This is a genomic window from Sulfolobales archaeon, assembly GCA_038897115.1.
Taxonomy (GTDB): Archaea; Thermoproteota; Thermoprotei_A; order Sulfolobales; family AG1; genus AG1.
The window spans coordinates 1-12,858 of sequence record JAWAXC010000064.1 but is presented as its reverse complement, the minus strand read 5'-3'; the positions used below and the strand labels follow the sequence as shown (position 1 = coordinate 12,858).

16 protein-coding genes are annotated in these 12,858 nt (G+C 41.2%); 7 read left to right on the top strand and 9 right to left on the bottom strand.

The genetic code is table 11. The annotated features are described in order from the left end of the window. From QXE01_08615 to QXE01_08605, 3 genes are all read right to left on the bottom strand, one after another. A partial coding sequence (locus tag QXE01_08615) for a cell division protein (protein ID MEM4971299.1) occupies positions 1-348 on the bottom strand: 348 nt, incomplete at its 3' end. Positions 349-659: 311 nt separating this feature from the next. Continuing rightward, positions 660-1,610, bottom strand: a complete 951-nt coding sequence (locus QXE01_08610) for a (Fe-S)-binding protein (protein MEM4971298.1) — start codon at positions 1,608-1,610, stop codon at positions 660-662. 44 nt (positions 1,611-1,654) lie between these two features. After that, positions 1,655-3,514: a heterodisulfide reductase-related iron-sulfur binding cluster gene (locus QXE01_08605; GenBank protein ID MEM4971297.1), complete on the bottom strand. Its 1,860-nt coding sequence runs from the start codon at positions 3,512-3,514 to the stop codon at positions 1,655-1,657. 304 nt (positions 3,515-3,818) lie between these two features. Between QXE01_08605 and QXE01_08600 the strand changes: the two genes are divergently transcribed. Together QXE01_08600 and QXE01_08595 are read left to right on the top strand one after the other, a co-directional pair. Beyond that, on the top strand, positions 3,819-4,196 hold the full coding sequence (locus tag QXE01_08600; GenBank protein ID MEM4971296.1) for a hypothetical protein: 378 nt from the start codon (positions 3,819-3,821) through the stop codon (positions 4,194-4,196). A 60-nt stretch (positions 4,197-4,256) separates the two neighbouring features. Then, on the top strand, positions 4,257-4,778 hold the full coding sequence (locus QXE01_08595) for a 50S ribosomal protein L16 (protein ID MEM4971295.1): 522 nt from the start codon (positions 4,257-4,259) through the stop codon (positions 4,776-4,778). A gap of 30 nt (positions 4,779-4,808) precedes the next feature. Here the strand turns inward: QXE01_08595 and QXE01_08590 are convergent, their stop codons facing one another. The 3 genes from QXE01_08590 to QXE01_08580 are packed head-to-tail and all read right to left on the bottom strand — an operon-like array spanning position 4,809 to position 7,303. After that, positions 4,809-5,558, bottom strand: coding sequence for a TrmH family RNA methyltransferase (locus QXE01_08590; protein ID MEM4971294.1), 750 nt, complete (start codon positions 5,556-5,558; stop codon positions 4,809-4,811). Continuing rightward, the gene (locus QXE01_08585) at positions 5,545-6,900 is read right to left on the bottom strand and encodes a signal recognition particle protein Srp54 (GenBank protein MEM4971293.1); all 1,356 of its coding nucleotides are present in this window, start codon (positions 6,898-6,900) and stop codon (positions 5,545-5,547) included. The genes QXE01_08590 and QXE01_08585 overlap by 14 nt, the downstream gene beginning before the upstream one ends. A 4-nt stretch (positions 6,901-6,904) precedes the next feature. Next, a complete protein-coding gene (locus QXE01_08580) occupies positions 6,905-7,303 on the bottom strand; it encodes a translation initiation factor IF-5A (GenBank protein MEM4971292.1) in 399 nt (132 codons plus the stop codon). A gap of 137 nt (positions 7,304-7,440) precedes the next feature. Here QXE01_08580 and QXE01_08575 point away from each other — a divergent pair, with 137 nt between their 5' ends. The 4 genes from QXE01_08575 to truD are packed head-to-tail and all read left to right on the top strand — an operon-like array spanning position 7,441 to position 9,991. Then, positions 7,441-7,824, top strand: a complete 384-nt coding sequence (locus QXE01_08575) for a Rid family detoxifying hydrolase (GenBank protein ID MEM4971291.1) — start codon at positions 7,441-7,443, stop codon at positions 7,822-7,824. A gap of 9 nt (positions 7,825-7,833) precedes the next feature. Continuing rightward, positions 7,834-8,319, top strand: a complete 486-nt coding sequence (locus tag QXE01_08570; GenBank protein ID MEM4971290.1) for an HIT domain-containing protein — start codon at positions 7,834-7,836, stop codon at positions 8,317-8,319. 19 nt (positions 8,320-8,338) lie between these two features. Further along, a complete protein-coding gene (pth2, locus tag QXE01_08565) occupies positions 8,339-8,716 on the top strand; it encodes a peptidyl-tRNA hydrolase Pth2 (GenBank protein MEM4971289.1) in 378 nt (125 codons plus the stop codon). A gap of 36 nt (positions 8,717-8,752) precedes the next feature. Further along, on the top strand, positions 8,753-9,991 hold the full coding sequence (gene truD / locus QXE01_08560; protein MEM4971288.1) for a tRNA pseudouridine(13) synthase TruD: 1,239 nt from the start codon (positions 8,753-8,755) through the stop codon (positions 9,989-9,991). Here the strand turns inward: truD and QXE01_08555 are convergent. Both QXE01_08555 and QXE01_08550 read right to left on the bottom strand, forming a co-directional pair. Continuing rightward, on the bottom strand, positions 9,953-10,468 hold the full coding sequence (locus QXE01_08555; protein MEM4971287.1) for a hypothetical protein: 516 nt from the start codon (positions 10,466-10,468) through the stop codon (positions 9,953-9,955). The two genes, truD and QXE01_08555, sit on opposite strands and share 39 nt — an antisense overlap. A gap of 197 nt (positions 10,469-10,665) precedes the next feature. Next, on the bottom strand, positions 10,666-11,604 hold the full coding sequence (locus QXE01_08550) for a carbamate kinase (protein MEM4971286.1): 939 nt from the start codon (positions 11,602-11,604) through the stop codon (positions 10,666-10,668). 580 nt (positions 11,605-12,184) lie between these two features. Between QXE01_08550 and QXE01_08545 the strand changes: the two genes are divergently transcribed. Beyond that, positions 12,185-12,547 (top strand): GNAT family N-acetyltransferase, encoded by a 363-nt coding sequence (locus QXE01_08545; GenBank protein ID MEM4971285.1) that lies wholly within the window; start codon positions 12,185-12,187, stop codon positions 12,545-12,547. Between the two features lie 10 nt (positions 12,548-12,557). Here QXE01_08545 and QXE01_08540 read toward each other — a convergent pair. Further along, positions 12,558-12,858: CRISPR-associated protein Cas4 (locus tag QXE01_08540; protein ID MEM4971284.1), on the bottom strand; the 301-nt coding region annotated here is incomplete at its 5' end.

Here is a 12,858-nt window from a genome sequence, read left to right as displayed (position 1 = left end):
AAGAGTCGCCTCTAAGCTCTTCTTAATCTCCTCATAGGCCTGGGATCCTATCTCTTTAGAAGAATAGAGATCCTCAAGAGCTCTAGATCTCTTCCTAGCCCTATCAAGTTGCTGCTCAACCTTTATAGCCTCGATCTTCCACTCAGGTATAACTACTATTCCATCCGATGTAACACTAATCCTCTCTGAAGGTATGCTAAGAAGTAATCCATCCTCTCTCAGCACTTCAACACCAGTTACGCTACCATCTATTTCAGAATATATGGATGATAATATCCCTAATACCCTTCCATATGGATCCCTTACCTTAGATCCTAAGTGCTTTTCAACCTCCTCAATCGATACCAATATCTGCAGCCTCGTAATAAATGCTATATTCAAGAATTAGGTATATAAACACTGAGGCAGAAAAAACTAAGAAGAACCCTATGTCCCTATGCTAAGCCCTATTTCTATACTTTAAAGATAGGATTTACGGGACATATTCCAGCTCGTTAATCTTACATCTAGCCTTGAACGTGTTACCCATGTATATCCTAACATAGAACTAGATCTACGTTTTAGCTTCAATATATTTTTATATTAATGTGAGCCCAAGTAGGTGGAAGAATCTATTAAAAGTTCTAGCAAATCTTGCCCTCTAAGGCCTGAGAAAGCTCCTAATAGGTTGCGTTTAAGATCTCTTCTGAAATATCTGTTATAGCTATTTCATATCTAAGCCTAGCAAAGGCTCTTTTAAGATTCACATAACATATGGGGCACATAACAATGACCCTCTGAGAGCCCGTTGAAGCTAGTTCCTCAGCCCTTTTAACAGCTACTTTAAGAGCTAGCCCTGGAGATATACCTTCTATAGGTCCTCCACAGCATAGCGTGTTAACCCCAGTCCTTCTAGGCTCTATATAGCGTATGTTGTTGAGGCTTCTTCTCACAACTTTGTAGAGGCCCAGCTTTCTCATCATATAACAGGAATCATGGATCACAGGAGGATTTCTATAGCGATGAAAAGAATCTTTTTTCATATTCGCTTTTTTCATATTCGCCCCCACAGCGTCTCTAATCACTTCTAGATAATGAAAGACTTCTAGCTGATATGAATCTATATATCTTGGGTAGATCTCCTTTAATACATATGTTGTATGCGGATCTACAGTTATCACCTTTTTAACACCTGCGCTCCTAAATATATTATAAACGGTTTGGGCATGCCTAGCAAAATCCTCTTCTAGACCCAGCTCATATAGATATATTCCTGAATATATATCACCTTCATATAGATATCCAAACTCAACACCACTTCTCCTAAGAATCTCAACTACGCCTCTAAGACTTCTCACAGAATAGCTATATACATCATTATCTAGTGCTATAAATCTTGCTATTAGCCAGGCTAAAGCTCTCTCTGAAATTTTAATAAGCATCTGGGCAGCATTTCGCCCAAATCTACCCAGCCTTTCATATAGCCTTACTAGTGATTCCGCATATGACATAAGCTGATAGAGACACCCGGTATAGAGTATTGTATCGCCTCCCCTCTTCAATCCAAGATCTAGAGCCCATTTATAGCATATATTATTAGGAGCCCCTAAGGGATTCTTATACCTCTCCATCAAGATCTTTATGACCTTAGCTTGGAACGGTATATAGTCCAGGGCTAGGCACCTCCCCTTAGGATCTCAGATAGATCTCTTACTCTAACACTTTTATCGAGACCCAGGTTTCTCAATGCATCTTCAAGCATCGCTATACAGAATGGGCATTCAGCTACTATCACTTTGGATCCTGTTGATACAAGCTCCTCCACCCTCTCAACAGATATTCTTTTTCTTTCTGGAACATCATACCAGTAATTAGCACCTCCAGCACCACAGCAGAAGGTTCTAAAACCACTTCTTCTCACCTCTCTATATTCCTTACTCGAGATCCTGATTATCTTTCTTGGCTCATCCACAATCCTATTGATCCTAGCTATATAGCATGAATCGTGAAGCGTCACAGGCCCCTCAATCTTTATCCCAGGCTTTATCCTACCCTCTTCTATCAGCTTTGCTAATAGCTGTGAATGGTGGAGCACCTCAATATCAAAACTGGGATCTATGTCTCTATATTCATTCTTAAATATATTGTATCCATGCGGACATATAGTAACGATCCTCTTGACACCGAGGCTCTTTAAAAGCTGAATATTCTTTAGAGCTATATCTTGGAACCTGCTCTCCTCCCCGATCCTTCTTAAGGGATCGCCACAGCATAGCTCTTGATCCCCTAGCACGGCTATCCTTACACCAGCTTCCCTCAAGACCTCTATGAAAGATCGTATGATATTTCTAGCCCTTTCATCAAAGCTCCCCATACAGCCTACCCATAGGAGATACTCATAGTCCTTTGCCTCTTCTATGGTTGGAACTCCTAGATCTCTGATCCACTTATGTCTATCATAGTTAGGTAGACCGATGCTGTTACCACTCTGAGCTATATTGCTTATCAACGCTATCTTCTTAGCATCTAGCCTAGAATTATATACAAGCCATCTCCTAACATCTATGATGAACGGCACATGATCAACCCCCATGGGACATACCTCCACACATGCCCCACAAGTGGTGCATGACCAGAACACATCATCGCTAAGCAGATCAACAACCTGTTTGTCAGGATACTCTCTAGCCCCTTTTCTAAGGGTTAGCACAACCTGCCTTGGAGATAGAGGTCTGTTAACAGCATATGCTGGGCATACGCTATCACATAGCCCACAGTTTGCACATGAGTCAAGATTTATAAGGCCGAGAACATCTATATCTCTAAATAGACCAATGCCGACCTTTATATTTTCTATAGCACTCTCGCTTAACTCGCTTAACTTAAATGGTGTTGGAAGTCTACCTGGATGTCTCTCTTCCCTCAAAAATATATTAAGGGCAGAGGATATATTATACCAAAACCTTGTAAAGGGTGTAAGTAGAAGGAGCATTGATGAGAGTGGGAGGGTAACATAAATGATATATTTGTTATAAATATGGCTTAGAATAGCCATAGCCCCTATAATCGGGATTAAAGATATATATAGAAGATCCCTTACTCCCATCTCTAGAAGCCAGCTTCTCCCACTCTTTCTAGGCCTCATCTCGATTAAAATAATAATGCCAGAGATGAGAGCCACTAAACCTATATAGAATATAATTTGCAATATCGCGTTTACATAGTAGGTAGTCAAGCCCATCAATAATACTACCTCATATATAAGGGCTAAAACCATGATCAATAGATATGAATATAGTGCAAAACCCCTAAAGATCCCCTCTACGATAGGCTCACCTCCCCATCTGAAGAACCTCCCCTGCAAGAGATAATCTATAATAAATCTTTTAATATGTTTACTCTCAATCATTAGAAATTTTCTTATGAGAATCTTCAAACCTCCATACTCTCTTACTCTCCTTAACACGAAATATATAGAAAGTACTAAGACTATTATATATATGCCGAGGGATATGGCAACAAATTCTGTATCCATATTGAAAACCCCAATATTACTTCACTTCACTATGATAAAAGCATTAGAAAGATCGAGATTAGCTATTTACTAGATAACTACAGAATCTTCTTTTAAACCGAGCAACATATAAGATCTATTAATGGATGTAGAGATCTGTAATAGAGCATTCCACAACATCTAAGCCCTATGAAGGTTCAAAAATCAACCTGCAGATCTATGGTCATTAGGAGAAAGCTATGAATAAGATAAAGAGATTGTCTGGGGATGACCTAATTTATTTAAATCTTTATAAACAATATTTTTAAGAGTGAGGTGCTTTTATATGTTAGGTTCTCTTAGAGAGGTTATATGGAGATCTACATGGGATAAGGGATCATATGAGATCATTAAAAAATTCTATACCGAGTCTTGCAGCGAAACACCTAAGGAACCGATCCCCGATTTTGAGGATCTTCCTAGAGAGCTTCCATATAGATTTTCTCTAATATTAGAAGTTATATCCGATGCTCTCGTATGTGGTATAGAGAAATCCTATGATCCTAGTGGTTTAAAAAACTTTCTTATGGGCTTGAAGTCCGAGCTCTTGAAGCTCTATGTAGATCTAGTTTCTGAGGAGAGGGAATATGGGGTTAGCTTAAGGCCGCATAAGATCGAGCGCCTGTTAGAGCTACTCAATAAATATCTCTCTAGGAATCTCTAGGAATACACATTAATTTATAAAAAGCCTTAAACAATACTTATGAAAGGTGGTGCTAGAGATATGCCGCTAAGACCGGCTAGATGCTATACGCAGCAGGAGAAGCCACCATATACTAGGAAGGAATATATACAGGGTGTGCCGCCACCAAAGATAACGAAATATACTATGGGGAATCCAAAGGGGGTATATAGATATGCTGTTAAACTAATAGCTACAACAAAGTGCGTTATAAGGCATAATGCTCTTGAGGCTGCACGTGTAGCTGCACATAGATATCTATCTACAAGTGTTGGTGAGGCCAACTTCTTCTTAGTAGTTAAGAAATATCCTCACCATGTGCTCAGAGAGAATAAGATGCTAGCCTTTGCAGGAGCTGATAGACTTCAAGATGGTATGAGACTTGCATTTGGAAAGCCTGTTGGTGTCGCAGCAATAACCTCTCCCGGTGACGAGATCATGGTTGTGTATGTAAATAATGAGAAAGATATTGAAAAAGCTAAAGAGGCACTGAGAAGGGCTGAAAGCAAGCTTCCAGAGGCATATAGGATTGAGGTTGAAGAGCTAGTAAATCAAAAGGGATAATGATGATGCCGACATAGGATGATCGGTGATTTAGGGTCGATCGGCTGATCGAACCCCCTCCTCTTGGATCATATATTTCTTGAGAAGCCTTCTGAGAAGAAGTATAAAATATGAGAGCTCCATCTTAGTTGGGTTCGATTTATATATAATTCTCTCGAGACTTTTTATAGCTGAGATCCTCTGCCTCTCATCATTCATGGTAAGCTCAGAGGCCTCCTTAATATATTTCAAAGCCACCTTGTAATCCTCGCTAGAGGGGTATTCAACAACGTCGATCGATGATCTGCTAGATAGTTTCTTAAAGATCGAATATAGCGTTATAGCTACCGCATGTGATAGATTAAGTGTAGGGTATGCCGCGCTAGCCATTATATGGAGATATATGTTGCATAGCTCTAGCTCTTTCCTAGTTAAACCAGTGCTCTCTCTACCAAATACTATAGATACTAGGTTCTTACCTTCTAGAACCTCTAGGAACTGCTCTAACTCCATAGGCTGTCTAAGAGGATCGCTTTTCTCCCTCACTATAGATGATGTACATACAACTAGATCGGATCCTAATAATGCCTCCTCAAGCCTGTTAACTATGATAGCCTTCTCAAGATACTCTCTACCCCCTGCAGCAAAGCTATATGCTTCCTCATTTATAGAAGCCTTTGGATCTACTAGGTAGAGTTCGTCGACGTCGAAGTTCCTGCATAGCCTAGCCACCATGCCGAGATTTATAGAGCCCTCGATCCCTACCAACACTACTCTGATCCTCGGCCTATGCACCCTCACTCCCTGACTCCCCTTTTAAGAGACCCTTTAGCAATGGGATCCTTCTCCTCCTAACCTCCTTAATCATTTTCTGGAGGTTCTCGTAATATGCTAGGAGCTCCTTTACATCATCAACACTCACACCAGCTCCAATAGCTATTCTCCTCATTCTGCTTCTATCGATGATCTTGGGGTTCTCTAGCTCTTCATATGTCATGGAATCCATTATATGTATCCAACGCCTCATCTTCTCCTCACCAACCCTTATCTCCTCTTCTCCCAGCATCAGCGTGGATATTCCTGGTATCATCTGTAGGATCTTAACCAATGGGCCCATCTTCATAATGCTTCTCAGCTGCACATAGACATCTGCTAGCGTTATTTTTCCAGTAGCTATAGCTTTTCCTAGTCTCTTCTCCAGCTCTTTACTCTCCTCTAATGCTCTGAACTTCTCTATTATACCCTCTATATCTCCTAAACCCAATATCCTGCTAACAAACCTTCTAGGGTTGAAGACCTCTATCTCATCTATCTTCTCCCCAGTCCCTATAAACTTGATCGTGGCCCCAGTAGCTGCTACAGCTGAGAGAGCTCCGCCTCCTCTCGCGCTTCCATCTAGCTTAGTAACTACTATAGATCCTATGGGTACTGCTTCGTGGAATCTCTTTGCTAGATCATATGCCCTCTGCCCTATCGTAGCATCCATAACAAGCATAACCTCGTCAGGCTTTATAGCATCTGCTATGCTCTTCATCTCCTCTATAAGGGCTTGTTCGGAGCCATATCCATGGCGCCCCGCTGTATCCACTATTACAATATTACATCCCTTTTTAATGAGAAACTCGACCCCTCTCTTAGCTATCCCCACGGGATCATTGGAGCCTGGCTCACCATATATCTGAACCCCGACCTGTGATGCTAGCTGTGCTAACTGCTCATATGCACCAGGTCTATATGTGTCTGCAGCCACTAAACAGGGTCTATACCCCTGTTTCTTATAGAAATAAGCGATCTTAGCACATGTGGTTGTCTTACCAGATCCCTGAACCCCTACCATGAGGATTACATATGGCTGTTTCTGAGGAGTTATGCTCGGCGTTCTATCGCCTCCGAACAGCTCTGCAAGGTTATCATAAACTATTTTTATAAACCAATCTCTTCTAGAAAACCCTGGGGGAGGTTCTGAGGATTTAGCCTGGCTCCTGATCTTACTGCTTAACTCATATACAAGCTTCACATTCACATCTGCTTGGATCAGGTTTTTCTGGAGCTCCTTAATAAAAAAATCTACCGCCTGCTCATACGGATCAGAGCCCCTTATAAATTTCACAACCGCTTCTCTTATCTTCTCTAGAGACTTCAAAGCTCTAGCCTCTAACGTTCATAATAAGCCTCCTACCCATTACAACCCAGTATTCTACCTCCTTACCAGGTGCTAGCTTCTTCACAAGCTCCTCATCTTTAGGAAGCTCTGTCTCGAATGTCTCGAACGTCTCCATATCCATAACCTGCACACTCTTATCACTAACCGCTAGGATCTGGCCAACCCTTTTATCAACAATAGGTACTTCAACCCTCGTATCTACAGGGGCAACGAGCGTCTTCTTAATCCCAGAGACTATCGATATAGCTACTACATGAGCCTTTGCAGATCCATGCTTACCTGTTTTAGCCTTAGAGATCTCCACAACCCTGCATGGCTCACCATCTATTACCAAGAGACTTCCCACCCTTAGATCGCCTAGCTCTGCGAAGGTCACACTCATATTCTAACCCATTATATCCTGATCTTCTAGAGCTTAAATTACTTTACGAAACCTCAGCCCCTTCGATCTAGAATAATGGATCCTCAGCCGCAAAGACCTTATATATTGCAATTAAGAACAACGAATTGGTGGGTAATATGGAGAAGAAAATAGTTGAAAGTAGAAAGGCTCCTAAACCTGCAGGCCCATATAGCCAGGGCATTATAGCATCTGGGAGGATCCTATTTATTTCAGGCCAGCTTCCAATAGATCCTGTAACCGGTGAGCTCATAAGAGAGCCTTTTTCAAAAGCTGTTGAGATAACTCTAAATAACATAAGAACAATTGTTATGGAGGCAGGCGGCGATCTAGAGAATATAGTGAAAGTAACAGCCTTCCTAACAGATCTCTCTAAGTTCCAGGAGTTCAACGATATATACCAGAGGTTCTTCAAACCCCCATACCCAGCTAGAACAACTATCCAGGTTTCAAAGCTCCCCAGAGATTCACCTATAGAGATTGAAGCAATAGCTATACTATAGGTGGCCTCAATGCACAGGCTATGGGCTCCATGGAGGATGAGCTATATAAAAAGCGCTGATCGTATGCAGGGGTGTTTCCTATGCGAAGCCATAGCTGGGAATGATGAGGATACATATATAGTCTATAGATCTAAAAAGGTCTTCGTAATACTAAACTCATACCCATACAACACAGGACATGTCATGGTAGCCCCATATAGACATATAGGTGATATAGAATCCTTGGATGATGCAGAGGCATTAGATCTAATAAATGCTATTAAGAAAAGCATAGCCGCCCTTAGAGAGGTATACTCACCACATGGCTATAACATAGGCGTGAATCTCGGAAGAGTCGCTGGAGCAGGGGTTGAGGGACATCTACACGTACATATAGTTCCTCGGTGGAGTGGCGATACAAACTTCATGCCAATAACAGGAGGTGCGAAGGTGCTTCCAGAAGATCTACGATCCACATGGCAGAAGCTGAGGGAAGCATTCAAAAAGATCCCATGAAGGCTCGGTGTTTAGCGATATGGATAGAATGGCTGTGAGAGAGTATAAACAGGTTATAGCTGTGAGGACAGATTTAAAAATAAGCCCAGGAAAACTAGCAGTTCAAGTAGCCCATGCATCTGTAGAGGCAGTGCTTATATGTATGGAGAGCCAGAAATGTAGAGAATGGCTAGATATATGGAGAGAACAGGGAATGAAAAAGGTGGTTGTAAGAGGAGGAGGTGAAGAGGACTTAATCAGGATCTATAATAGGTGTAAAGAGGAGGGCCTCCCCTGCTCTCTAGTAAGAGATGCAGGAAGAACAGAGCTAGAACCAGGAACCCTAACAGCAGTTGGACTAGGCCCTGCACCATCAGAGCTTATAGATAGAATTACTGGTGGGCTAAGCCTATACTAGATCATAAATTCTCAGATACACCTGAGGATACACTCTATGAGTGGTATTGAATGTATAGAATCTAGATCCAGGTTAGATCTAATGCTTGGAATGGAATGCTATATGACACATGAAGAGCCCCTCATACCGCTTAAACCCCTAGATCAACATAATTTCTATGTATATGAATACACAAGAGAGATGGGAATCCTCAGACCTCCGATAAGGCCTCCTCCAGATCGTGGTAACATACTCGTCTACCTCCTCATAAAAAGAGGTATTGACACATATAATGCAATAAAGATCTTGAGAAGATATCTCAGACCAAAGAAGATATCATACTATGGGCTCAAGGATGCAAGGGCAAGCACATATCAAGCCATTATGGTTGAAGAACCAAAGAGCATCATAACCTATATATCAGACAGAGATTTAGAGGCAATCTTAGTAGGAACTACATCAAGGCATGCCAAGAGAGGAGATATTATGGGTAATTGCTTTAAGATCAACATAGGAGAGATTATAGGGCGAGGTGCTGGGAAAGATCTACTTAGGATCCTATATAAGATATCAGAGTACGGGTATATACCGAACTACTACTCTTACCAGCGATTCGGTGTATTGAGGCCAATAACACATGTAGTAGGGTTAGCACTACTATGCCAGCAGCTTGAAAAAGCGATCTATGCTCTAGTAAATGGTAAACCCCCAGGTAATAGATCTACAGGTGAGATGATATTAGAAACACTCGAAACATGTAGAAAGATCTTAGATTCAGCACCTAGATGGATGCATATAGAGAGAAGGGTATGTAGCGAGTATCTAAATAGCAGAGACGTAGTAAGGGCTATAAAAAGTGTCCCAAGGGAGTATATTGATCTATATATATCAGCAGCATATTCATACCTATTTAACCTCTACATCAGCTATAGATGGAAAAAACATGGGTTAGGATTGCAGCTCGTAGAGGGCGAGATGTTTTTAAGATCGAGGTTATACGGACTCCAGATCCCTGGAAAAAAGCTATCCTTCAAAGATATAGTGGGAGAATATAAAGATATGTATGTATCATCAATTAGATCATTAGGTCTAGAACCATGTATCCCTGAGATTAGATCTAGTATTAAAAGGCCTCTAATACTCCCCATAAAGATAGATCTACTAGACCCTGATCTCGGTGCTATCTGGTTCTGCCTAGATCCTGGGGGATATGCTACAAATCTATTAAGAGAAATATTTAAAATCTATTCGGAAAAGCTATTCTCCCCTAATCTGGACGTCGGAGCCGATTATTAGCGATAATATTTTCTCCGCAGCCTCTATGGGGATCGATATATACCTAAGATCCCTCTTAGACACTCTTAACACGTGAAAGCTTGTTCCATTTGGGAGCCACACGATATTTATACCGAGGATCCTGGCGGGGAATAGAAGTTGTGATGCTATATTCTTAAGATCCCTCGATGATCCATTTATAACTCTCACCCTAGCCTTGAGGCTCTCACTCAAAATCCTTGATAGCCTTTGGTAAATATCATGTGGTACATCACCGCTTCTCTGGATCAAAACTACTATTGAGTCCTCAAATCTATATGCCTTAACATAGCTTAGATTCTGCATATATCTCTTCAGCTCCTGATCTTCCTCTAAATCGATAAGCCTCCTCATAACCTCAACCTCGAAATCCTTTATAGCCCCTGATGATACTAGCTTCTGACACCTAGGACACAATATACCTGTCTTTATACATACATGATCCAGGGGGAACTTCAAAATCCGCACCGTCGTCTCACAGAGTACTAATTGATAAATTGCTTGAACGCTTTTATACTCTTAATCCTCTAGAGAAATTCTATCCCTCCTAATACTAGGAGTAGGGGGTTCTAATGTAGAGTGATGTTGCCATAGCATCTAAACACTCAAAGGCAATAGTTACAACTGAGAGCCTCGCCTCCTTAAGGCGGAGGAGGTCAGTAAGGCTCTATCACAGTACCTGATGTTCCTTGAAAAACGTTTAGAGCCTCATCTAAATGTCCTATATGGCTATTCCTCCCACTAGATCTCGTGAATATAGCTGCCGCCTTAACCTTTGGAGCCATAGAGCCTGGAGGGAACAAGCCTTTTTCAACCATCTCGATGGCCTCATCAGCCTTTATCCTCTTTATCGGTTTTGCGGTGGGCTTTCCATAGTCTATATATACATAGTCCACATCTGTTAATATAACTAGTTTAGAAGCGCCGATTCTAAGGGCAAGTAGAGCTGATGCTAGATCCTTATCAACTACTGCCTCAACCCCCTTTATAACACCTCCTCCGCTATCTATAACAGGTATACCCCCACCTCCTGAGGCTATAACTATGTAGCCTTTTTCTAGAAGCGATAATATAGCCTCAGTCTCTAGATTTTCCACCGGCTCAGGAGAGGGCACAGCTCTTCTCCAACCTCCCCTAGGATCTTGTTTAAAGATCCATCCTTTTTCCTTAGAAATTCTCATAGCATCCTCATAGCTGTAGTAAGGCCCAACAAGTTTTTCAGGTTTCTCTAACTCACCTTTTACCAGAACCTGATTCACAATGGTAACTACCTTTCTAGGGAGCCCCTTCTCAACCATTACATTCCCTATTGCCTGCTGAAGCATATAACCTATCCATCCCTGTGTCATTGCATCAGCAATATCCATCGTTAATGGTGGGATCTTATCTCTGGCACATTCAAACCACTCAAGAATAACCCCTATTTGAGGGCCATTTCCATGTGTTATGACTAACCTATATCCCTCAGAATATAGTTGAACTATAGGCTTAGCAGCCATATATATATTTCTCCACATCTCGTCAACGCTACCCCTATCGCCTCTGCGGAGTATAGCATTTCCTCCTAAGGCAATTACAACCACTTCACTAGGCATTCTATATCAGCAAATTATAAAAATCTAAATCCCCTTATATCTCATTTATATCTAAAAGCTTTACCATTTCTCCCTAGCTGTTCATCCCATTCATTTTATGGTTCATGATCATACCTAGGGGTTCTACCTCGCCCACAGGGATTTTGGTATCCCTATGGGCTCATGGGTAGCTGTTAAGCCCAACGGCATGGGGCTCCCATCTAGGTTTAGCCCGCCTAGGCTTGGAGTAGCGCTCCCATCACCCAGGCGGGATCTGGGTTACCAATAAAACTATTGACAACAAATCTATATAAGCCTTTCCAACAAACAACAAAAAAGCACTGCCCCCTATAATAAGGCCTATAATAAGGAAGAAACTAGATTCCATAATTAGGATCGGTAGAGATTAGACTACTTCATAGATTTAATAAATGAAGATTGCAACTGAGAACCTTAGCCTTCAAGATGGGGGGAGCGCATATATGGGTTACCACCCCCTCCATATATATTGAGAGGTTTAACTATCATAATATTTTATAGACAAAACTTCTGATTAAGCCTATTAGCTTCTGAGAGAGCATATATTAATGGGCTACTAACATTGGGGGAGGAGTTAGAGGTTAAATATACATCTGAGGTCTTCTACATTAAATTTAATGATGGTTCGAAGGCTTATCTAACATATAAAGTTGAAGAGGGAAAGATGTATTTGATATCAACATATACCCCTCCACAGCATAGAGGTAAAGGTGCTGCCAAGAGGTTAGTTGAGAAAGCTCTAGAGGTAGCTAGGAATAAGGGTTTAAAGGTTGTGCCTATATGTTCATATGCTACATATTACTTCCTTAAAAATAGGGATGCAAGGGAGCTTTTGGACGAGCCATATAGGAGTATGAGTGATGAGGAGTTGGAGAGATACTATAAAGCAAGGTTGGAGGAGGAGAGGGCTAAGGGAGTAGCGTGATCTGATTAAATTAGGATTTTTTATACGGACATAACACAGCATAGCTACAATATCTACATTCCCATAAATATCTAGGGTATGATTTAGAAGTTATCCTCATAATCACCTCATCATCCGTAGCTCTTTGCTCTACAGGATATTGAGTTATCCTTTCATGAGTTATATATACTAGATATGATTTTTTCAGATTAAAAAGCCAATTATAGAGTCTCGCCTGATCTATATGATGCTCAAGAGGAATCCTAGCATCACTCCTAGAACTCTTTATCTCAACACCTATTCTATCCCCCCCAATCTCTAAAATTATATCA

Bases quoted from the DNA above. Each gene is read 5' to 3' on its own strand.
- QXE01_08610 (MEM4971298.1), bottom strand. From the start codon at position 1,610: ATGGAGAGGTATAAGAATCCCTTAGGGGCTCCTAATAATATATGCTAT.
- QXE01_08605 (MEM4971297.1), bottom strand. From the start codon at position 3,514: ATGGATACAGAATTTGTTGCCATATCCCTCGGCATATATATAATAGTC.
- QXE01_08600 (MEM4971296.1), top strand. From the start codon at position 3,819: ATGTTAGGTTCTCTTAGAGAGGTTATATGGAGATCTACATGGGATAAG.
- QXE01_08595 (MEM4971295.1), top strand. From the start codon at position 4,257: ATGCCGCTAAGACCGGCTAGATGCTATACGCAGCAGGAGAAGCCACCA.
- QXE01_08580 (MEM4971292.1), bottom strand. From the start codon at position 7,303: ATGAGTGTGACCTTCGCAGAGCTAGGCGATCTAAGGGTGGGAAGTCTC.
- QXE01_08575 (MEM4971291.1), top strand. From the start codon at position 7,441: ATGGAGAAGAAAATAGTTGAAAGTAGAAAGGCTCCTAAACCTGCAGGC.
- QXE01_08570 (MEM4971290.1), top strand. From the start codon at position 7,834: ATGCACAGGCTATGGGCTCCATGGAGGATGAGCTATATAAAAAGCGCT.
- pth2 (MEM4971289.1), top strand. From the start codon at position 8,339: ATGGATAGAATGGCTGTGAGAGAGTATAAACAGGTTATAGCTGTGAGG.
- truD (MEM4971288.1), top strand. From the start codon at position 8,753: ATGAGTGGTATTGAATGTATAGAATCTAGATCCAGGTTAGATCTAATG.
- QXE01_08550 (MEM4971286.1), bottom strand. From the start codon at position 11,604: ATGCCTAGTGAAGTGGTTGTAATTGCCTTAGGAGGAAATGCTATACTC.